Source organism: bacterium, assembly GCA_030654305.1.
Classification (GTDB): Bacteria; Krumholzibacteriota; Krumholzibacteriia; order LZORAL124-64-63; family LZORAL124-64-63; genus PNOJ01.
Genome location: JAURXS010000052.1, coordinates 1 through 20154, shown reverse-complemented (window position 1 = coordinate 20154; position 20154 = coordinate 1). Strand labels below are relative to the sequence as shown.

The following is a 20154-nucleotide window of genomic DNA, read 5'->3' as shown; positions in this document are numbered from 1 at the left end:
CTCGTCAGTTGATGGGTTCCGCCTCGAACGTCGACGCCTCGCAGCCGGTCACCCGGACCCGGACCAGGTCGCCGGGCCGGTGGTCGCCGCCGTGCAGCAGCACCTTGCGGTTGTTCGGGGTCCGCGCCCGCCAGCTGCCGGCGGGACGGCGCGCCTCCGCCTCCACCGCGACCTCCCAGACGGCGCCCGTCTGGGCCGCGGCCAGATCATCCCAGATCGCGTCCTGGACCGCCATCAGTTCGGCCAGACGCTCTTTCTTGACTTCGGGCGGCACGTCGTCGGGAAGCTTGGCTGCGGGCGTGCCCGGCCGCTCGGAGTACTTGAAGCTGAAGAGCAGATCGTAGCGGACCTCCTCCACCAACTCAAGCGTCCGTCGGAAGTCCGCGTCGGTTTCTCCGGGGAAGCCCACGATGATGTCGCCGCTGAAGGTCACGTCGGGGATCCAGCGCCGGGCGGCGGCGATCATGGCCAGGTACCGCTCCCGGGTGTACAGGCGCTTCATCCGGCGCAGGACGGCGTCGCTGCCGCTCTGGGCCGGCACGTGGAGCCAGGGGCAGGTCTTGCCCAGCTCGGCGATGGTGCGGATCAGGTCGTCGGTCATGTCGCAGGGGTGGCCGGTCAGGAAGCGGATCCGCTCCAGGCCGTCGATCGTCTCGAGGCGGCGCAGCAGCCCGGCGAAGTCCAGGTCCCCGCTGCGGTAGGCCGTGACGTTCTGGCCCAGCAGGGTGACCTCGCGGCCGCCCCGCTCGACGATCCGGCGGATCTCCGCCTCGATGAGCAGGGGGGCCTTCTCGCGCTGGGGGCCGCGGGTCTCCGGCACGATGCAGTAGGTGCAGCGGTAGTCGCAGCCCTTGTGGATCGTCACCAGGTGGGAGTTGTTGGTCGGGTAGGCCTCCGGGGGCGCGACGTAGTGGACGTCGTCGCGGTGCCCGACCGCCACCGGCGCCGGGGCCGATTCCCCGCGCAGGACCGCGTCCAGCAGGTCGGGCAGCTTGTCGTACTGGTCGACGCCGGCCACGAGGTCGGGGCCGCGGCCGCCGGCGACGAGGTCGCCCCGGAGGCGCTCGGCCATGCAGCCGCAGACGCCGATGATGTCCGCGCCGGCCAGGCCGCGCCGCCGCAGGCTGCGCAGCTCGCCGATGCGGCTGAGGATCTTGTGCTCGGCCAGGTCGCGCACCGAACAGGTGTTGAGCAGGACGATGTCGGCCTCGAGGGGCGAATCGGCGCGGCCGTAGCCGCGGGCGGCCAGGATGCCGTGGATGGCCGAGGTGTCGTAGGCGTTCATCTGGCAGCCGTAGGTCTCGATGTGGACCCGGACGCCGGCCCGCTCGTCGGTCATCGGTCTCCCCCTCCCGCGACCACGTCCGCCGCTTCTCCCCTGTACGCTTGTTCGCTCCGGACCGCCGTGGCGTAGAGCAGGCCCCCGCGCCGACCCTCCGGGCGCACCAGGACGCGGTCGCCGGGCTCCCGATCGCCCGGCACCAGGACCGTGGTGAAATTGCCGGTCGTGGCCGGCAGCCAACCGTCCGTGCGCCTGGGAGACTCCACGATCGCCTCCTGCCAGGTGCCGACCAGATCGTCCTCGAAGCGCTGCTGCAGATCGCGGCCGACCTCCGTCAGGCGGGCGGCCCGCTCGCGCACCACCGCCGCCGGCAACGGCGTCATCGCGGCGGCGGGCGTCCCCGGCCGGGACGAGAACGGGAAGACGTGCAGGTAGGCCAGGGGCGCCGCGGCGACCAGGTCGAGCGTCGCCTGGAACTCCGCGTCGGTCTCGCCCGGAAAACCGGCGATCACGTCGGCGCCGATGCCGATTCCGGGACGCGCGGCCACCGCGGCCCCGATCACGCCGACGACGACGGCGGCGGCGTAGGGGCGGCGCATCCGCCGCAGCACGGCGTCGGCGCCGCTCTGCAGGGACAGGTGCAGGTAGGGTTGCAGGTTGGGGCGGCCGGCATAGAGGTCCAACAGCGGCGCCCCCAGCTCGTCGGGATGCAGGCTGCCCAGGCGCACCTTCAGGTCGGGGAACCGCTCCAGGAGCGACGCCAGCAGGTCGGTCAGGCAGGTCCGGGGCGCGAGGTCGCGGCCGTAGGCGCCAAGGTGGACGCCCGAGAGCACGACCTCGGGGGCGCCGCGGTCCCGCAGGGCGGCGATCTCCCGCGCGATCGCGTCCGGGGCGCGGGAACGGGAACGGCCCCGCGCGCGCCAGACCAAGCAGTAGGCGCAGCGCAGGTCGCAACCGTCCTGGATCTTGACCTGGGCGCGGGTGCGTTCGTCGGCGAGCGGTCTCGCGCGCGCCGCTCGTGGCGGTCCCACGGACCCTTCCGGGGCGCCGACCTCGAGCAGCGGGCCTTCGGCGGCCAGCAGCCGGGGCAGCCAGTCCGCGATGGCGTCGCGCTCGCCGGTGCCGAACACGCCGTCGACGCCCGCGAGCGCGGACAGGACCGCCGGCTGGGCCTGGGCGTAGCAACCGGTGACGACGACCTTGGCCGCGGGGTTGCGCCGTCGCGCCTCGCGGAGGGTCTGGCGGGCCTTCTGGTCGGCGCGCGCGGTGACGGTGCAGCTGTTCAGGACGTAGACGTCGGCGGGTTCGTCCCAGGCGACGATCTCGCACGCGAGGCCGCGGGCCGCGCCGTCGCCGAGGCCGGCCATCATGGTCTCGGTGTCGTAGCGGTTGAGCCGGCAGCCGAGCGTGTGGAACGCCACGCGCACGCGGCGGTGCGGTCCGTCCTGGCCGTCCATGACTGCGTCGCTCCTTGTCTGCGTCGATCCTTGCGTCGGATCCGGCAGGCGGCCGGATGGGAGAAGGGGGTGGCTAGGCGCCACCCCCATCGCTTGCCCCGACCGGTCCGTTGCGGGGGCGGCTAGGCGTCCCCGTCCACCCCGTCGAGGTCGCCGATCGGCGACGCCGGGATGTCCACGGCGGCGTCGGCGTACTCGTCGGCGCCCTCGGGGTCGATCTCGGTCTCCACCACGTCGTCACGACGCGGGTGGGCCGCGATGTAGGCCTCGAGGGTGTCGCGCGGCTGGTCCTTGTAGAACTCGGCCACCGACAGGACGATGCGCCGGTTCTCGGCGTCCATCTTGATGACGTGCATCGGCAGCGCCTCCTCCTCGTGGAAGAAGAACTGCGGCTTGTCCAGCTTCGGGATGGCCAGATGGCCCACCGGCACGAACCCTTCGATGTCGTTGCCGATCTCCACCACCATGCCGTGGTCCAGCATGCGGATGACCTTGCCCTCGACCTGGCGGCCCACCGGGTAGTCCTCGGCGAGCGTCGGCCAGGGGTTGTCCTGGAGCTGCTTGATGCCCAGGCTGATCCGGCGCTTCTCGGCGTCGATGTCCAGGATCTGCACCTGGACCAGGTCGCCCTTGCGCACGATCTCCTTCGGGTGGCGGACCCGCTTGGTCCACGACATGTCGGAGATGTGGACCAGACCGTCGATGCCCTCCTCGACCTCGACGAAGGCGCCGAAGTCGGTGAGGTTGCGCACGCGGCCCTCGATGATCGTGCCCACCGGGTAGCGCTCGTTGAGCGACAGCCAGGGGTCCTGCTCGGTCTGCTTCAGGCCGAGGGAGATCTTCTCGTTGCCCTTGTCGATCTTCAGGACCATGACCTCGACGTCGTCGCCGATGGACAGGATCTTGCTCGGGTGCTTGATGTGCCGGGTCCAGGACATCTCGCTGATGTGGATCAGGCCCTCGATGCCCTCTTCCAGCTCCACGAAGGCGCCGTAGTTGGTGATCGAGACGACCTTGCCCTGGACGATGGCCTTCTCGGGGTACTTGGCCTCGACGTTCTCCCACGGGTAGTTCTGCAGCTGCTTGAGACCCAGGGAGATGCGCTCGCGGTCGCGGTCGAAGTCCAGGATCTTGACCTGGATCTCGTCACCGATATTGACGACCTCGCTGGGGTGCTTGACGCGGCCCCAGGACAGGTCGGTGATGTGCAGGAGCCCGTCGATCCCGCCGAGGTCCACGAAGGCGCCGAAATCCGTGATGTTCTTCACGATGCCCTTGCGGACCTGGTCCTTGTCGAGCTCGGACATCAGGTTCTTCTTCTTCTCCTCGCGCTCGCGCTCGAGCACGATGCGGCGGCTGACCACGACGTTGCGGCGCCGCTTGTTCTTCTTGATGATCTGGCAGTCGATCTCCTTGCCGATCAGCTGATCCAGATCCGGCACCTGCCGCAGGGCCACCTGGGAGCCGGGCAGGAACGTGTCGACGTCCCACAGCTTCACCACGAGGCCGCCCTTGATGCGACGGTCCACGACGCCCTTGACGACTTCGCCGTTCTCGTGCGCCTGCTTGATCTTGTCCCAGACCTTCAGGAAGTCCGCCCGCTCCTTCGACAGCACGACCAGGCCGTCCTGGTCCTCGAGGTGCTCCAGGAACACGTCGAAGGTGTCGCCGACCTTGATCTGCGTGGTGCCGAATTCCTCGATCGGAATGACGCCCTCGCTCTTGAAGCCGATGTTGAGCAGGACCTCGTTCTCGCGCACCTCGACCACGGTGCCCTGGAGGATCTGCCCCTCCTGGATCTCGTTCAGCGTCTGCTCGTACTGGTTGAGCAGCGCCAGCATGTCGAAGTTGGCCGCGTCGCCGTCGTCGTCATAGTCGCGGTTGACGATGCTCGAGGCGTCGAATTCGGTGGTCAGCTTCGGCGTGGCCGGGACCCGGGCGGCCGGGTAGTCGTCGTCCTGCTCCTCGCGCCACTTGCGGGACGGCAGGGGACGGTCGGATCCGGAAGAGTTCGAATGGCGTGCAAACGAACCCCCCGAGTTGGGGTTGGGACTCATTGTGTGGTTCCTCCTAAAAGACGGATTTACCCGGCAATCAGCCGGGCATGTCGCGGAATATACACGCCGGGGGCGGTTTTGGCAAGGGCGGCGACGGGCCGGCAGGGCGACTACAAGGGGCGCCGGTTGTGGAAGGTCCGGGCCTCCTTGCGCAGGATGGCGGCGCGGACGCGTTCGGTGGCCTCCCTCTCCCAATCGGTGAAGGGGTGGCGCTCGGCGGACCGCTCCTGCATCTCGCGGTAGATCGCCTCGAAGAGCCGGCCGATCTCGCGGCTGAGCGCCCGCGGCTCCAGGCGCCGTCCCAGGACGGGCAGGGCGTGCAGCCGGACTGGCGGGGCCAGGGAGACCTCCAGGGGCGCCCGCGGGCCTCCCCCGGGTTGGGGGGACAGCGTGCCCCGCAGGAAGATCGGGACGGTCGGCGCCCCGGTGCGCTGCATCAGCAGCCCCAGCCCGTTGCGGACCGGGCCGGGCTCGCCGTAGACGCGGCGCATCCCCTCCGGGAAGAACAGGAGATTCTGGCCTTCGGCCAGGACCTGCGCCGCGCGGTCGAAGGCCGCCGTGTCGTAGATGTTGCGCTTGATGGGGATCGAGTAGAGGAACCGGTACAGCAGGGCCGACGGCGGCAGCCGGAACAGTTCCTCCTTCGCGATCGAGCGGATGTGGTTCTTGCCGGACAGGGCGGCGCCCAGGACGGGCGGGTCCCAGTTGCTGACGTGGTTGGGCGCGAGGATGCAGCCGTGCAGGTTCGCGTGCTCGCGGCCGATGACCCGCAGGCCGGTGAAACGGCCCACGGAACTGAAGACGGCGAAGGCGATCCGGTAGCGCAGGGACAGCTCGCCCTCCCGTCCGGCGTCGGCCGGCCGCCGGTACGCCAGCAGGCGCCTCACCGCGGCCTCGGTGGCCTCGAGCTGGTCCTCGAGCGACAGCGCGCTGTTGTCGATGACCACCGCGTCCGGCGGGATGCGCAGGGGGCTCGCGGCGCGCTCGCTGTCGCGACGGTCGCGGGCCTCCACCTCGCGCAGGACCTCCCCCCGATCCACCGTCAGGCCGCGTCGGCGGTGCTGTCGCAGCCGCCGCTCGGCGCGGGCCTCCAGGGTGGCGTCCAGGTAGATCTTGGCCGAAGCCAGCGGGAACACCACCGTCCCGATGTCGCGCCCCTCCATGACCACGCCCTGGCGTCGGCCCATGGCGCGCTGGCGCGCGACCATCCGCTCCCGCACCGAGGCGTGGGCCGAGACGGCCGAGACCCGGGCCTCGATCTCGGGGGTGCGCACCGCGGCGGAGATGTCGCGCCCGTCCCAGAAGACGGCGGTCTCCCCGCGGTTCGTGCGCAGGGTCAGGTCGGCGCCGTCGAGCAGGCGCAGCAGGGACGCCTCGTCGTCCGGGTCGACGCCGGCGGCGGCGGCGGCCCAGGTCAGGGCGCGGTACATGGCGCCGGAATCCACGTAGAGCAGGCCGAGCCGGTCGGCCAGGGCGCGGGCGGTCGTGGACTTGCCGGAGCCGGCGGGGCCGTCGATGGCGACGACGGTGTCGGGCGGCACGGGGCCGTAGGATTGCGGGCCGCAGGGATCGGAGCCGTCCAGGTGGTCGACGTGAGCGTCGTGGACGTTGGCGTCATGAGTGGGGGCGTCGTGAGTGGGAGCGCCGGGGCCGCGCCCCGGGTCAGATCTCACGGCCCACGGCCGCGGCCACGGCCCGGCAGGCGGTCATGGCGGCGCGGAAGGCGGCGGGGTCCAGCGACTGGTCGCCGTCGCTCAGGGCCAGCAGGGGGTCGACGTGCACTTCGATCAGCAGGCCGTCGGCGCCCGCCGCGACGGCGGCGCGGCAGAGGGCCGTGACCAGGTTCGCGTCGCCGCAGGCGTGGCTGGGGTCGACGATCACCGGCAGGTGCGTGCGCTGCTTCAGCAGCACGACGGTGTTCAGGTCGAGGGTGTTGCGCGTGGCGTCCTCGAAGGTGCGGATCCCCCGCTCGCACAGCACGAGGTCGCGGCCGCCGGCCGACAGCACGTACTCGGCGGCGCTGAGCCACTCGTGCACCGTGGTCATCATGCCGCGCTTCAGCAGGACGGGCTTGCCGCTGCGGCCGACCTCGCGCAGCAGCGGCACGTTCTGCACGCTGCGGCTGCCGATCTGCAGCATGTCCGCCACGGCGGCCACGGCTTCGACGTCGCGCGGGTCGAGCACCTCGGTGACGACCGGCAGGCCGGTCGCGGCCCGGGCCTCGTCCAGCAGGGCCAGCCCCTCGCGGCCCAGGCCCTGGAAGTCGTAGGGGGACGTGCGGGGCTTGTAGGCGCCCGCCCGCAGGATGGTCGCGCCGGCGTCGCGCACCGCCGCGGCGGTGGCCAGCAGCGACCCGCTCGGTTCCACGGCGCAGGGCCCCGCGGCCACCACCAGGCGCTGCCCGCCGAAGACGGCCGCGCCCACCCGGACCAGCGTCGTGTCCTGGCCCGGCGCGCGGCCGCTGCGCGGGTAGCGGTCCGCGTCGGCGGGCCGCAACGGCTTCAGCTGCGGATCGGAACTCACGCCAGGATCTCCTTGAGCGCTTCGAGGCAGCGCCGGTTCTCCGCGGGCAGGCCCACGCTGATGCGGATCGCGCCCTCGCCCAGGCCGAAGGCGTTCATCGGGCGCACGATCACGCCGCGGTTCAACAGCTCCTGGGTCACGATCGTCGCGTTCCCCGGCACCCGCACCAGCAGGAAGTTGGCCTGCGACGGCGTCACCTCGAGGCCGAGGGCCGCGAGCCCGGCGGCGAGCTGCTCCAGCTGGGCGCGGTTGCGCGCGGCCCGGGCCGCGGTCTCCGCCTTCTCCCGCAGCGCCGCGATCGCCGCGACCTGGGCCAACGCGTTGACGTTGAACGGTTCCCGGGTCTTGTGCAGCTCGGCGATCAGGCCGGGGTGCGCCACAGCATAGCCCACCCGCAAGCCGGCGAGCGAGTGGATTTTCGAGAAGGTCCGGTTGATCACCAGGTTCGGATGGGCGTCGAGCAGCTCCAGCGTGCAGGGGTAGTCGGGCGCCGTGACGAACTCGACGTAGGCCTCGTCCACCATGACGATGACATCGGACGGGACGTCCCGCAGGAAGGCCCGGAACTCGTCCGCCGTGTTGTAGGTCCCGGTCGGGTTGTTCGGGTTGCAGACGATGACCAGCTTGGTCTTGCCGTCGACGGCGCGCGCCATCGCCGGCAGGTCGTGGCGGTCGTCGCGCAGGGGGACCGGCCGGCCGCACTCGAAGTGCACCGCGCAGGTCAGCGGGTAGACGATGAAGCTCGGGTGGCCGAAGACCACGTTCTCCCCGGGGGACACCAGGGCCCGGATGAACATGTCGATGATCTCGTTGCAGCCGTTGCCGAAGAGCAGCCAGGACGGGTCCCGGCCCAGGTCCGCGCCCAGGGCCAGGCCGAGGTCGTGGCAGGCCGCGTCGGGGTAGCGGTTCAGCTCCGCGGCGGCCGCGCGGACCGCGGCGACGACCGACGGCAGCGGCCCCTCGGGGTTCTCGTTGCTGGCGAGCTTGATGACGCTGTCCAGGCCGAGTTCGCGCTGGACCTCGCTGATGGGTTTGCCGGGCGAGTAGGGTCGGGTGGCGAGGATCCCGGGACGGAACAGGCGCGTGTAGTCCATGAATTCCTCCTCGTCCGTGCGTGTCGTGTCCGGCCCGCTCAGGGCCCGCCGTCGGCGGCGGCGCGCAGGGCCGCGATCTCCCCGGTCGTCAGTTCGCGAAACTTCCCCGGCGCCAGGTCCCCGAGCGTGACCGGCCCGATCGCCGTGCGGTGCAGCCCCAGGACCGTCGCCCCCACGGCGCCGAACATCCGGCGGACCTGGCGGTTGCGCCCCTCCTGGATCTCGAGGATCCAGCGGCGCGGGTCGCGGCCCGGCGGGTGCAGGCGGGCCGGCAGGCAGGGGTGCCCGTCGAGCATGATCCCGCCGTCGGTCAGGCGGGGCCGCGCCGACGGCGGCAGGGCCGCGGCGAGCCGCACTTCGTAGCGCTTCCAGACCTGGCGGCGGGGGCGCAGCAGGGCCTGCGCCAGGTCGCCGTCGTCGGTCCAAATGAGCAAGCCGGTGGTGTCGGCGTCAAGGCGGCCGACGGGGACCAGCCCGGGGCCGAATCCGGCGGCGGCGGCGACCCCCGCGAGGCAGGGCGCCCGGCCCTGCTGGCGCAGGCTGGTGACGACGCCGAGTGTCTTGTGGTGGGCCAGCACGCGCCAGGCGGTGGGCCAGGCCGCGTCCTTCCCGTCGACCGTGACGCGGGATCCCGGCGCGACGCGGCAGCCCGGGCTGGCGGCGACCTCGCCGTCGATGCGCACGCGGCCGTCGGCGATCAGCGTCTCGACGGAACGGCGCGAGCCGAACCCCGCGCGGGCCAGGAAGCGGTTCAGGCGCTGGGCGTCGTTGTCAGGCGTCATGGGCCTCGGCAATGTCCGGTTCGCAGGGTTCGTCGGCCGTCGGCCCGCCGTCGGCGACGTCCGTCGCAGCGTCGCCGGCGTCCGGCACCACCACGAGGATCTCGTCGCCGCGGATGGCGACGGTCTCGAAGTCCTCGTCGGTGATCTCCTCGCCGAGCTGCTGCGCGAAGCGCTTGATCTCCTCGCGGTCGCCGATGATGCCGGCGAGCTCGGGCAGGGGTGGCAGCTGGTGCAGGCCCTTGATGCCCATGTGGTTGAGGAACTCGCGGGTCGTGCCGTAGAGGATGGGGTTGCCGACGCTGTCGCTGCGGCCGGCCACGGTGATCAGGTTGCGCTCGCCCAGGGTCGCCAGCACGCCGCTGACCTGGACGCCGCGGATCTCCTCGATCTCCATGCGCGTGACCGGCTGGCGGTAGGCGATGACCGCCAACACCTCCAGCGCCGCCTGCGACAGGCGCACGAAGCGCCGGCCGCGGTAGAGCTGCTGGATCAGCCCGGCGTACTCCGGGCGCGAGGCCAGCTGCCAGCCGCCGCCGAATTCCACGACCGTGAACGCCCTCCCCTGCTGCTCGTACTCGGCGTTGAGGGCGTCGACCGCCTCGCGGAAATCCTTCGCCTCGGCCCCGGGGAACAGGGGCTTGAGCCGGGCCGCGCCCAGGGGGGTGTCGGTGGCGAACAGGAGCGCTTCGAGATCCTGCTTCATGCGCTGGCCTCCGCGGCGCCGGGTATCTGGCCCGCCGCCTTCTCTTGCCCGTCGCCGTCGTCGATCGTGGCCCGCTCGTCCCAGGTCTCCCCGTCCTCGGAGAAATCCGCGCCGGGCGTCGGCTGGACCCAGATGGCGCCGTTGACCTCGGTCTGCACGATGCGCACGAGGTTGCGCTTGGCGAGCTCCAGGATGGCGATGAAGGTCACCACGACCTCCATCTTGATGGCGTCGTCGCGGAACAGGTCGTCGAAGCGGACGGTGCGTTCCTCGGCCAGCCGCCTGCGGATCAGCCGGACCTTGTCCGCGACCGTGAAGACCTCGCGCACGACGTTGTGGACCAGCTCCTTGCTGACGCGGTCGAAGACCTCGCTCAGGGCGCTGAGCAGCTCGAACATGCCGAGGCGCAGCTGAGGCGGCTCGGCGTTCTCGCGCAGGAAGGGGTAGCGCTGCTGGCGCAGGTGCAGCTGGCTGCGGTCGCGCTCGAGCGCCTGCAGGCTGGCCGCCATCTCCTTGTAGCGCTTGTACTCGAGCAGGCGGCGCACGAGCTCGGCGCGGGGGTCCTCCTCGTCGATCTCCTCGTCCTGCGGCGGCGTGGGCAGCAGCAGGCGGGCCTTGATGCGCAGCAGGGTCGCCGCCATCACCAGGAAGTCCCCGGCGGTGTCGAGCGAGAGGGCCTGGATGATCTCGAGGTAGGCCAGGAACTGCTCGGTGATCCGCGCGATGGGGATGTCGTAGACGTCGATCTCGTCCTTCTGGATCAGGTAGAGCAGCAGATCCAGGGGACCGTTGAAGTCGGGCAGGTCGACGCGGTAGGCCTCGCTCGTGTGGAAGTACTCCAGCTCCGGCGGCAGCTCCCAGGAGATGGGGGCGCCGGCGGGCGGCAACACGGTTTCGGGCGTGGCGGCGGGATCCTGCACGGGGCCTCCTACCCGACGCCCATGGCGTCGCGGACGCGCGCCAGGGTCTCGGAGGCGGCGGCTCGCGCGCGGGCGCAGCCGGCGTCCACGATCTCGGCGACGCGGTTCGGGTGGCTCTCGTACCCGGCGCGCCGCTCGCGCAGGGGTTCGAAGTAGGCGATCGCGCCGTCGGCCAGGCGCTTCTTGCAGTCGACGCAGCCGCGCTCGGCGCTGCGGCACTCGGCGGCGGTCTGGTCCGCCTCGCCGGGCAGGAACTTCTGGTACCACGTGTAGACGGCGCAGACGTCGGGGTTGCCGGGGTCGCTGCGGCGCAGGCGCTGCGGGTCGGTGAACGCGGTCTTGAGCTTCGCGCGGATCTCCTCGGGCGGGGCGGCGATCTCCACCGCGTTGCCCAGCGACTTGCTCATGCGGCGCCCGTCGGTGCCCGGGAAGCGCCCGAACTTCGTGACCAGGCCCTCGGGCTCCGGGAAGAGTTCGCCGAAGTGGTGGTTGAAGCGCCGCGCGATCTCGCGGCACAGCTCGAGGTGCGGCAGCTGGTCCTCCCCCACGGGCACGGCGTGCGCGCGGTAGGCCAGGATGTCGGCCGCCTGCAGGACGGGGTAGCCCAGGTGGCCGAAGCTGATCTCGCCGGCGAGGTCGAGGTCGCGCACCTGCTCCTTGAACGTCGGGTTGCGCTCCAGCCGGCCCAGGGAGATCAGCATGCAGGCCACCAGGTACAGTTCGGCGTGCTCCTTGATGGAGGACTGCACGAACAGCACCGAGCGGTCCGGGTCGAGCCCGGCGCCGAGCCAGTCCAGGATCATCTCGCGGGAGTTGTCGCGGATCTCGTGCGACTTGTCCAGGGCCGTGGTCAGGACGTGCCAGTCGGCCACCATGAAGTAGCAGTCGTATTCGTCCTGCAGGCGGATCCAGTTCTCCAGCGCGCCGGTGTAGTTGCCCCAGTGCAGGCGCCCGGTGGGACGGTTGCCGCTGAGGATGATCTTCTTGGTCACGGATGGGTTCCTCGGGAGCGTGGTCCGGATTCGCGACCCGGCTGCCGCCGGATCGGTCGGCCCGCGTGCGGGCGAGCGAGGGGCTACAGTACCATCGGCGGCGGTGCCTGTCAAAGCCGACGCCGCCGCGCCCGCGGGTGGGCGCTGCGGTAGGCCTCGGCCACGAAGGCCCGGTCGACGTGGGTGTAGATCTCGGTGGTGGTGATGGCGGCGTGGCCGAGCAGCTCCTGCACCACGCGCAGGTCGGCGCCGCCCTCCAGCAGGTGCGTGGCGTAGGTGTGGCGCAGCACGTGGGGCGTGAGCGACTCGGGCGCGCCGCTGGCCGTCCCCCAGCGCTTGACCAGACCCCAGACCGCGACGCGCGAGAGGCGTCCGCCGCGCGCGTTGACGAACAGGGCCGCCGAGGGCTTGCGGCCGGGCATCTCCGGACGCCCCCGCGTCAGCCAGGCGGCGACGGCGTCGAGCGCGGGGCGGCCGACCGGCACCAGGCGTTCCTTGCTGCCCTTGCCCCGCACGCGCAGCGAGGCGTCGCGGCGGTCGAGGTCGGTCACGTCGAGCCCGCACAGCTCGCTGGCGCGCAGGCCGCAGCCGTAGAGGATCTCCAGCACGGCCCGGTCGCGCAGGCCGGCGGGCTCGTTCGCGGGCGGCGCTTCCAGCAGCGCCCCGACCTGGGGCCCGGACAGGACGACCGGGAGCTTGCGCCCGATCTTCGGCGCCAGGATCAGCAGGGTGGGGTCGCCGGCGGCGAGCCCCTCCGCGGCCAGGAAGCGGTGGAACGAGCGCAGGGTCGAGACCAGGCGGGCCCGCGAGCGCGGGCCGAGACGATCGGCGGTGTCCAGCAGGAACGACCGCAGGGCGGAGGTGCCGGCCTGCGCCGGGTCCGGCAGCTCGTGTTCGCAGGCCCAGGCACGCCAGGACTGCAGGTCGCGGGCGTACGCCTCCAGCGTGCCGGCGGCCAGCCCCTTCTCCGCCGAGGCGTGGGCCAGGAAGGCGGCGAGGGCGTCGTCCCAGGCGCGGCTCACGCGCCCTCCCGGCGCTCGGCGGCGAAGAAGGAGAGCAGGCGCTCGACGTCCGCGGCGCCGAGCCCGCGCACCTCGGAGAGCTGCTGCGCCGACGCGCGCCGGATGTCGTCCACCGACGCGAAGTGGTGCAGCAGGGACAGTTTCTTCACCTGGCCGATGCCCGGCACGGCGTCCAGCACCGAACCGGTGGTGCGCTGCTCGCGCAGCAGGCGGTGGTAGGTGATGGCGAAGCGGTGCGCCTCGTCGCGGACCTGCTGCAGCAGCTGCAGCGCCCCGCTGGTGCGGGGCAGCTTCAGGGGCGGCAGGCCGCGCTCGCGCACGATGAGCTCCTCGCGCTTGGCCAGGCCGATCAGCTCCACGGCGTGCAATCCCAGCTCCGTGAGCGCGGCGCGGGCGGCGCTCACCTGGCCGGCGCCGCCGTCGATCAGGACCAGGTCGGCCGGCGGCAGTCCCTTCTCGAGCAGTCGCGCGTAGTAGCGGCGCAGGACCTCGCGCATCGACGCGAAATCGTCGATGCCGTCGACGGTCCGGATGCGGAAGCGACGGTAGCGGGATTTCAGCGGGTGGCCGTCGCGGAAGTAGACGAGGGAGGCGACGGTCTCGCGCCCCTGGAAATTGGAGATGTCGAAGCACTCGATCGTCTCGGGCAGGGCGCGCAGGTCGAGGGCCGCCTGCAGCGCCGCGCTCCGTTCCGGCGCGGCGCGGCGGGGCGCGGCCAGGTCCTTCAACCGGCGCGCTTCCAGCTTGTGCAGGGCGTTGGCCGCGGCCATGGCCACGGCCTCGTGCTTGGGGCCGCGCACCGGTCGGGCCAGCTTCACCGGCCGGCCGCGCAGGTCGGTCAGGCGCGCGGTCCAGGCCTCGCGGTCGGCGAGGTCGTGGTCGAGCAGCACCAGCGGGGGCAGGTCGCCGGCGCGGGGGTAGTACTCGCGCAGCAGCTGCTCCAGGAATGCGGGCGTCCCGCTCTCGAGCCGGTCCTCGAGGTGGAACTCGTGGCTGGTCATCACCCGGCCCCGGCGGATCCGCAGCACGATGCCGCAGGCCCGCGCGCCGTCGCGGGCCACGGCGCAGGCGTCGAGGTCGCCGCTCAGGCCGTGGATGGGGCTGAGCGCCCCCAGCGTGGTCTCCAGCACCCGCAGCCGGTCGCGGACGCGGGCGGCCTCCTCGTAGCGGCGAGCGGCGGCGTGGTCGGCCATCTCGGCCTTCAGCTCCGCGACCAGGGAGGCGTCCTCCCCTTCCAGGAACCGGACCAGGGCCGCGACCTTGCGCCGGTAGGCGGCCGCATCGTCGTAGCCGACGCAGGGCGCGCTGCAGCGGCCGATCTGCCAGTCCAGGCAGGGGCGCGGCACGGTCTGACGCGGCAGGTCCAGCTCGCAGGTGCGCACCTGGAAGATCCGCAGGGCGTGCTGGATCGTCTCGCGCATGGCCCGCACGCTGGTGTAGGGGCCGAAGAAGCGCGAGCCGTCGTCCGCGAGGCGGCGCACCACCTCGACCCGGGGGAAGGGCTCCTGCAGGGTGATGCGCAGGTAGGGGTACCGCTTGTCGTCCTTCAGGCGGATGTTGTAGCGGGGGCGGTACTCCTTGATGAGCTGGTCCTCGAGGACCAGGGCCTCGGTCTCGCCGCGAGTGACGATGTAGTCGACATCGGCGATCCGGCGCACCAGCTGGGCGGTCTTGGGGTCCTTGTCGGTGTCCTGGAAATAGGACCGCACCCGGGCCGAGAGGCGCACCGCCTTGCCGACGTACAGCACCTTGCCCTGGGCGTCCTTGTGGAGGTAGACGCCCGGGGAATCCGGCAGTCCCGCCAGGCGGTCCCGCAGGACAGCGCGGTCGTCGTTTTCCGGGTCGCGACTTGACATCGGCGAGGGTCCCTGCTAATTTCTGTCGGTTGTCCCGAAGGAGGTCCGACGTTGCCGCATCACAAGAGTTGTAAGAAGCGCATGAAGACGAGCGCCCGCCAGCGGCTGGTGAACCGCCAGAACCGCAGCGAGATGCGCACCGAGCTGAAGAACTTCCGCGCCGCGGCCCCGGTGGCCGAGAAGACGCCCGAAGCCCTCAGCGCCATCTACAGCATGCTGGATGTCCAGGCCCGCAAGGGCGTCATCCCGAAGCAGCGCGCTTCCCGCCTCAAGGCCCGCATGGCCGCCCTCTACGCAAAGTAGGGATCCGCCCGGCGCCTTGCCGCTCCGCTTCCAGACGGGACCCCCTCCAAGGGGTCCCGACTTCTTCATGCCGCCAAACCTCGTTCAGGCAATCGGGCCTCGCCTCGGGGCGCCCAGCACGTCCTCCATCGTGACCAGCCCCGGCCCCGCCTGCGCGGCGTAGCGCACCGCGGGCACGAGGCCGCGCAGGAACGCCCGGCGCGAGTGGGCCCGGTGCGTCAGGACGAGGGTCTCCTCGTCGTCGCTGAAGACCCAGGTGTGCTCGCCGGTCACGCCGCCGATGCGCAGGCTGCTGGTGGGCACGGTGCCGGCGCCGCGACGGTCCTCCCAGGTGCGGGCCAGCGCGCGCGCCGTGCCGCTGGGCAGGTCCTGCTTGTGGCGGTGGTGCGTCTCGACCTGCGCCGGCATGAAGCCTTCCGGCAGCACCTCGGCCAGCTTCTCCAGCAGCAGTCGCAGGGTCGGGATCCCGACGCTGAAGTTGCTGGAGAGCACCACCGCGTGGGTCTGCGCGTAGGCGCGCAGGCGCCGCAGCTGGTCCTCGTCGTGGCCCGTCGTCCCGATCACCAGGGGGGCCGCGGTCGCCGCCGCGCCGTCGAGCAGGCCGCCGAGCGCCGGCGCCAGCGAGAAGTCGACGATCACGCCGCCGCGGGGGTGGACCTCGGCGAGCCGGTCCTGGGGGGTCAGCGGCAGGCGCGGGTGGAAGGCGCCGACCGGCCGCTCGTGCCCGACCTCGGTCACCAGGGCGGCCAGGGCGAACCCTTCGGTGCTCTCGATCAGCTCGGTGACCAGGCGGCCCATGCGCCCCTCGGCTCCGTGGACGCTGACGTCGATCATGTCCCCTCCCCGTCCAGGAGCGCGCCGAGCGGCCCCGCGTGGACCTGCCGCAGCCAGGCCTGGTTCTCCGGCAGCGCCGGGACCAGCGGTAGCCGCAGGTCGTGGGTGCAGAGCCCCATCAGGGACAGCAGTTCCTTGACCGGCACGGGGTTGGTCTCCCGGAAGCAGGCTTCGATGATCGGGCGCACGGCCTCGGCGAGTGAGCGGGCGCGCGGCGCCTCGCCGGAGTTCCAGGCGTCCCAGGTGCGCACCAGCGAGCGCGGCAGCAGGTTGCTGACGACCGACACGGTGCCCGCGCCGCCGAGGGCGTACACGTCCAGGTTCAGGCCGTCGTCGCCGGAGAAGACCTGCAGGTCGGCGATGCCGCAGACCTCGGCGATCTGCTCCAGGTTGCCGCTGGCCTCCTTCACCGCCACGATGTTGGGCTCCGCCGCGAGCGCGCGGACGGTCGCGGGCAGGATGTTGACCGCCGTGCGGCCGGGCACGTTGTAGAGGACCAGGGGCAGGTCCACCTCGCGCGCCACGGCGCCGTAGTGGGCGATCAGCCCGTGCTGCTGCGGCTTGTTGTAGTAGGGCGAGATGAGCATGGCCGCGTCGGCGCCCCAGGCGGCCGCGTCGCGGGTCTGGGCGATCGTGGTCCGTGTGACGTTGGAGCCGGCGCCGGCGACCACGGCGCAGCGGCCTCGCGCCGCCGACACGCAGGCGCGCACGAGCCACTCGCGTTCGGCGCGATCGAGGGCCGCCGCCTCTCCCGTGCAGCCGACCGGCACCAGGCCAGCCACCCCGGCCTCGACCTGCCGCGCCACCAGGCGCTCCCAGGCCGGCTTGTCCAACTCGCCGTCGCGGAAGGGCGTCACCAGGGCGGTGTAGACGCCCCGCGGCAGGAATCGCTTCTCAGACATCCCCATCGACCTCCCCGCGGTACGCCGTGACGGCGGGACCGTTCAGGCGCAGCTTCGCCGACGCCCCGTCCGGCGTCACCGCGATGGTCAGCCGATCGCCGCCCCTTGTCAACAGGACGACCGGCGAGGCGGCGCGCCCCAGCTTCCACAGCACCAGCGCGGTGGCCGAGGCGCCGGTGCCGCAGGCCAGGGTCTCGGCTTCGACGCCCCGCTCGTAGGTGCGCAGGCGCCAGGCGTCGCCGGCGGGGGCGACGAAGTTGACGTTCGTCCCGGCGGGCGCGAAGGCGGCGTCGCGGCGCAGCGCGGCGCCCCAGCGCGGCACGTCCACCGCGTCGACGTCGTCCACCGGCACCACCAGGTGCGGCACGCCCGTGTCGGCGCGGTGCAGTTCGCCGAAGGGGTGGTCGCCGGCGGCCGCGATCCCGAGTTCCAGGCCGCGCGGCGGCGTCAGGTCCACGCTCACCAGCCCGTCGTCCTCGCAGCGGCCGCGCAGCGGGCCGCTCGCCGTGGCGCAGGTCCCTTCGCGGCCGATGAGGCCGCGGTCGCGGGCGAAGGCGAAGGCGCAGCGGGCCCCGTTGCCGCACATCGACGCCTCGCCGCCGTCGCTGTTGTAGTAGGCCATGCCGAAATCGGCGCCGGTCGCCGGGCCGACCACGATCAGGCCGTCGGCGCCCACGCCGCGGCGGCGGTCGCAGAGCGCAGCAATGCGGTCGCGTTCGAGCGGCTCGCCGGGGACGAGGTCGGCGGCGTCGATCATGATGAAGTCGTTGCCGGCGCCGTGCATCTTCACGAAGGGCAGTCGGTGCGTCACGGCTCCTCCCGAGCTTCGGGGTCGTCGGCATCGTCCGGGGCGGGCGCGGCCGAGGTCGAGTCCGCGGGCGCTGCGGCCAGCGAGTCCAGCGCCGCGGTCGCCGTCGGGCGGGGCGGCGGAGCGTCGAGGCACGGGATCCCCAGCGCCGGCACCGGCGGCAACGCGACCGGCAGGGGCATCCCCGGCTCCACGGTCAGGGAGTCGGCGACGGCGAACGGCTCCCAGGTCCAGGTCACACTATCGTTGAGCGCGGTGTCGGCGAGCGCGGCGGAGTCCGGCAGCGCGCTCAGCAGGCTGTCGCCGTCGAGATCCGCGAACAGGATGACCCGGACCGCGCCGGGACCGGCCTGGTCCCAGACGGCGGTGTCGCCCGCCGCGACTCGCAGTCGCGGCGGTGCAGAGGCGCCGGCGTGCACGGGCGCGAAGCCGGTGTCCTGCTCGGCGATCTTCGCGACCCAGCCGAACAGCGCGCGCGCCGACTCGGCCAAGGCCGGGTAGAAGCCCCGCACGCTGCCGGGATCGCGCGTCGCGAAGAGGCGGACCGTGCCGAGGGACGCGCGCGGCGCCTCCCGGGTCGTGGCGCAGGTGCCCGGCAGCAGGCGCTGGGCCTCGTCATCCCCCGCGCGCAGGTCGTGGTTCTCGTCCAGGAAGAGCCGGGCCACCCAGGGGCCGCCGGGCACCGCGAGCCATTCCGCCGCGAGGCGACCGCTGGTGTCCGCCTCGGCGCGGTGGGCCAGTTCCCGTCGGTTCCAGGGCAGGGACTCCGGTTCGGCCGGGTACAGTTCGAGCACCGCGTTGCGGGCCGCACCGTCGTGGTAGACGGCGGTCAGCTCGACCCGGCCGGCCGGCAGGCTGTCGGCGGTGGCGATCGGGTAGCGGCGCGTGCGGTCGGAGGCGACGCGGTGGGCGTCGGGCAGGCCGCGGGGGATCTCCACCACCACGACCGCGTCCGCCGGCAGCGTGTCGCGCAGCAGCACCTCGGCGCGACGGCGGCCGTGCCACTTCGTCTTGGCGATCTCCAGCGGCGGGTACAGCTTCAGGAAACGCTGGGCCGGCCGGGGCTCGACCTTCTCCGAGAACGTGAATTCCAGGCGGTCGACGCCCCGCAGGCCCACGGCGCCGGAATCGGGGCTGACGGCCAGCAGGACCGGCGGCGTGCGGTCCTCGGGGCCGCCGCGCGGCGGCTCGATCTGGGCGCAGGCCGCGGCCAGGCAAGCCAGCAGGGCGGGGACCAGGATCCCCGCCCTCCTGGCGGCGTCGTGCGGCCGGCGCGCCACCGTCAGGCCATCAGCAGGGCGATGATGGCCCGCTGCGCGTGCTGGCGGTTCTCGGCCTCGTCGAAGACCACCGAATGCGGCCCGTCCATCACCTCGTCGGTGATCTCCTCCCCGCGGTGGGCGGGCAGGCAGTGCATCACGATGTGCTTCGGATCGGCGGCGGCCAGCAGGCCGGCGGTGATCTGGTAGGGCGCGAAGTCGGCGCGGCGCTTCACGGCCTCCGCCTCCTGGCCCATGCTGTAGAAGGCGTCGCTGTAGATGACGTGGGCGCCCTCCACGGCCTCCTGCGGGTCGTGCGTGATGCAGAAGGAGGCGCCGTCCTGCTCGGCGGCGTCCATGATCCCCTGGTCCGGCTCGTAGCCCGGCGGGCAGGCCAGCACGAAGTTGAAGGGGAAGCGCCGGGCGGCGTTGATCCAGCTGTTGGCGAGGTTGTTGCCGTCGCCCACCATGACCACGGTCTTGTTCTCGATGGTCCCGAGGTGCTCCTCGACGGTCAGGATGTCCCCCATCACCTGGCAGGGGTGCAGCAGGTCGGTCAGGCCGTTGATGACCGGGACGTCGGCGTGGCGCGCCAGCTCCACGACCTCGCCGTGGTCGAACCAGCGGATCATGATCGCGTCGACGAAGCGGCTCATCACCTTGGCGACGTCGTGCACGGACTCCCGCACGCCCATCCCGATCTCCTTGTCCGTGATGAACAGGGAGTTGCCGCCGAGCTGCATCATGGCCGTCTCGAAGCTGACGCGCGTGCGCAGGCTGGGCTTGGCGAAGACGCAGGCCAGGGTGCGGTTGGGGTGCGAGTGCGGCAGCTCGTGGCGGCGGGCCAGGGGCTTCTGCTGCTTCGCCAGGTCCAGGATCCGCCGCAGGTCCGCCGGGGTGTGCTGGGGGATCGAGAGGAAGTCCTTCTGTCCGAGACTCATCGTGCCTCCTCGCGGCCGGCCGCGCCGGCGCGCTCGCTTGTCGTGTTACAGGATGTAGCGGCTCAGGTCCTCGTCGCGCACCAGCCCGGCCAGACGCCGCTCCACGTAGTCGCCGTCGATCGTCACCGGGCCGCCGGCGTTCTCCGGGGCGTCGAAGAGCAGGTCGTCGAGCAGCTGCGCCATGATGGTCTGCAGCCGCCGCGCGCCGATGTTCTCCAGGCGCCGGTTCAGTTCCATGGCGATGCCGGCCAGGCGCTCGACGGCCTCGTCGGTGAAGCTCACCGTCACGCCGTCGGCCGCCAGGAGCGCCTGGTACTGCTTCAGCAGGGAACTGTCGGGTTCCCTCAGGATCCGCAGATAATGCTCTTCGGCCAGATGGTCAAGTTCGACGCGGATGGGGAAGCGCCCCTGCAGCTCGG

General features: G+C 72.3%; 19 protein-coding genes. 1 reads left to right on the top strand and 18 read right to left on the bottom strand.

The window, feature by feature from the left end; all coding sequences use genetic code 11:
* Window positions 1–4: 4 nt before the first annotated feature.
* From miaB to uvrC, 12 genes are all read right to left on the bottom strand, one after another.
* Window positions 5–1339, bottom strand: coding sequence for a tRNA (N6-isopentenyl adenosine(37)-C2)-methylthiotransferase MiaB (miaB, locus tag Q7W29_01305; GenBank protein ID MDO9170454.1), 1335 nt, complete (start codon window positions 1337–1339; stop codon window positions 5–7).
* The gene (gene mtaB / locus Q7W29_01300; GenBank protein MDO9170453.1) at window positions 1336–2739 is read right to left on the bottom strand and encodes a tRNA (N(6)-L-threonylcarbamoyladenosine(37)-C(2))-methylthiotransferase MtaB; all 1404 of its coding nucleotides are present in this window, start codon (window positions 2737–2739) and stop codon (window positions 1336–1338) included. Before mtaB ends, miaB begins: the two co-directional genes overlap by 4 nt.
* A 122-nt stretch (window positions 2740–2861) precedes the next feature.
* Window positions 2862–4796: a 30S ribosomal protein S1 gene (locus Q7W29_01295; GenBank protein MDO9170452.1), complete on the bottom strand. Its 1935-nt coding sequence runs from the start codon at window positions 4794–4796 to the stop codon at window positions 2862–2864.
* A 110-nt stretch (window positions 4797–4906) separates the two neighbouring features.
* A complete protein-coding gene (cmk, locus tag Q7W29_01290) occupies window positions 4907–6469 on the bottom strand; it encodes a (d)CMP kinase (GenBank protein MDO9170451.1) in 1563 nt (520 codons plus the stop codon).
* Entirely contained in the window at window positions 6459–7292 is an 834-nt protein-coding gene (gene aroF / locus Q7W29_01285) for a 3-deoxy-7-phosphoheptulonate synthase (GenBank protein ID MDO9170450.1), read from the bottom strand. Before aroF ends, cmk begins: the two co-directional genes overlap by 11 nt.
* A gap of 23 nt (window positions 7293–7315) precedes the next feature.
* Window positions 7316–8413 carry a histidinol-phosphate transaminase gene (gene hisC, locus Q7W29_01280; GenBank protein MDO9170449.1) on the bottom strand — a complete coding sequence of 366 codons (1098 nt, stop codon included), beginning with the start codon at window positions 8411–8413 and terminating at the stop codon, window positions 7316–7318.
* Between the two features lie 38 nt (window positions 8414–8451).
* Complete coding sequence (locus Q7W29_01275) at window positions 8452–9195, bottom strand: pseudouridine synthase (protein ID MDO9170448.1); 744 nt, start codon at window positions 9193–9195, stop codon at window positions 8452–8454.
* Window positions 9185–9898: an SMC-Scp complex subunit ScpB gene (gene scpB, locus Q7W29_01270; protein ID MDO9170447.1), complete on the bottom strand. Its 714-nt coding sequence runs from the start codon at window positions 9896–9898 to the stop codon at window positions 9185–9187. The genes Q7W29_01275 and scpB overlap by 11 nt, the downstream gene beginning before the upstream one ends.
* Window positions 9895–10818 carry a segregation/condensation protein A gene (locus Q7W29_01265; protein ID MDO9170446.1) on the bottom strand — a complete coding sequence of 308 codons (924 nt, stop codon included), beginning with the start codon at window positions 10816–10818 and terminating at the stop codon, window positions 9895–9897. Before Q7W29_01265 ends, scpB begins: the two co-directional genes overlap by 4 nt.
* Window positions 10819–10826: 8 nt before the next feature.
* A complete protein-coding gene (gene trpS, locus Q7W29_01260) occupies window positions 10827–11810 on the bottom strand; it encodes a tryptophan--tRNA ligase (GenBank protein ID MDO9170445.1) in 984 nt (327 codons plus the stop codon).
* Between the two features lie 110 nt (window positions 11811–11920).
* Window positions 11921–12832 carry a site-specific tyrosine recombinase XerD gene (locus Q7W29_01255; GenBank protein MDO9170444.1) on the bottom strand — a complete coding sequence of 304 codons (912 nt, stop codon included), beginning with the start codon at window positions 12830–12832 and terminating at the stop codon, window positions 11921–11923.
* Window positions 12829–14688: an excinuclease ABC subunit UvrC gene (gene uvrC, locus Q7W29_01250; protein MDO9170443.1), complete on the bottom strand. Its 1860-nt coding sequence runs from the start codon at window positions 14686–14688 to the stop codon at window positions 12829–12831. The genes Q7W29_01255 and uvrC overlap by 4 nt, the downstream gene beginning before the upstream one ends.
* A 51-nt stretch (window positions 14689–14739) precedes the next feature.
* Between uvrC and rpsT the strand changes: the two genes are divergently transcribed.
* On the top strand, window positions 14740–14991 hold the full coding sequence (gene rpsT / locus Q7W29_01245) for a 30S ribosomal protein S20 (protein MDO9170442.1): 252 nt from the start codon (window positions 14740–14742) through the stop codon (window positions 14989–14991).
* Between the two features lie 84 nt (window positions 14992–15075).
* Here the strand turns inward: rpsT and Q7W29_01240 are convergent, their stop codons facing one another.
* The 6 genes from Q7W29_01240 to Q7W29_01215 form a co-directional block, all read right to left on the bottom strand.
* Window positions 15076–15825 (bottom strand): dihydrodipicolinate reductase C-terminal domain-containing protein, encoded by a 750-nt coding sequence (locus tag Q7W29_01240; GenBank protein MDO9170441.1) that lies wholly within the window; start codon window positions 15823–15825, stop codon window positions 15076–15078.
* On the bottom strand, window positions 15822–16727 hold the full coding sequence (gene dapA / locus Q7W29_01235) for a 4-hydroxy-tetrahydrodipicolinate synthase (protein MDO9170440.1): 906 nt from the start codon (window positions 16725–16727) through the stop codon (window positions 15822–15824). The genes Q7W29_01240 and dapA overlap by 4 nt, the downstream gene beginning before the upstream one ends.
* Window positions 16720–17538 carry a diaminopimelate epimerase gene (dapF, locus tag Q7W29_01230; protein ID MDO9170439.1) on the bottom strand — a complete coding sequence of 273 codons (819 nt, stop codon included), beginning with the start codon at window positions 17536–17538 and terminating at the stop codon, window positions 16720–16722. The genes dapA and dapF overlap by 8 nt, the downstream gene beginning before the upstream one ends.
* Window positions 17535–18815 carry an Ig-like domain-containing protein gene (locus tag Q7W29_01225; protein MDO9170438.1) on the bottom strand — a complete coding sequence of 427 codons (1281 nt, stop codon included), beginning with the start codon at window positions 18813–18815 and terminating at the stop codon, window positions 17535–17537. Before Q7W29_01225 ends, dapF begins: the two co-directional genes overlap by 4 nt.
* Window positions 18816–18817: 2 nt before the next feature.
* Window positions 18818–19735, bottom strand: coding sequence for an ornithine carbamoyltransferase (gene argF / locus Q7W29_01220; protein MDO9170437.1), 918 nt, complete (start codon window positions 19733–19735; stop codon window positions 18818–18820).
* Between the two features lie 45 nt (window positions 19736–19780).
* A partial coding sequence (locus Q7W29_01215; protein MDO9170436.1) for an HslU--HslV peptidase ATPase subunit occupies window positions 19781–20154 on the bottom strand: 374 nt, incomplete at its 5' end.

Coding starts and splice junctions, on each gene's coding strand:
- scpB (MDO9170447.1), bottom strand. CDS start 9,898: ATGAAGCAGGATCTCGAAGCGCTCCTGTTCGCCACCGACACCCCCCTG.
- miaB (MDO9170454.1), bottom strand. CDS start 1,339: ATGACCGACGAGCGGGCCGGCGTCCGGGTCCACATCGAGACCTACGGC.
- Q7W29_01240 (MDO9170441.1), bottom strand. CDS start 15,825: ATGATCGACGTCAGCGTCCACGGAGCCGAGGGGCGCATGGGCCGCCTG.
- argF (MDO9170437.1), bottom strand. CDS start 19,735: ATGAGTCTCGGACAGAAGGACTTCCTCTCGATCCCCCAGCACACCCCG.
- Q7W29_01275 (MDO9170448.1), bottom strand. CDS start 9,195: ATGACGCCTGACAACGACGCCCAGCGCCTGAACCGCTTCCTGGCCCGC.
- hisC (MDO9170449.1), bottom strand. CDS start 8,413: ATGGACTACACGCGCCTGTTCCGTCCCGGGATCCTCGCCACCCGACCC.
- mtaB (MDO9170453.1), bottom strand. CDS start 2,739: ATGGACGGCCAGGACGGACCGCACCGCCGCGTGCGCGTGGCGTTCCAC.
- Q7W29_01295 (MDO9170452.1), bottom strand. CDS start 4,796: ATGAGTCCCAACCCCAACTCGGGGGGTTCGTTTGCACGCCATTCGAAC.
- uvrC (MDO9170443.1), bottom strand. CDS start 14,688: ATGTCAAGTCGCGACCCGGAAAACGACGACCGCGCTGTCCTGCGGGAC.
- dapA (MDO9170440.1), bottom strand. CDS start 16,727: ATGTCTGAGAAGCGATTCCTGCCGCGGGGCGTCTACACCGCCCTGGTG.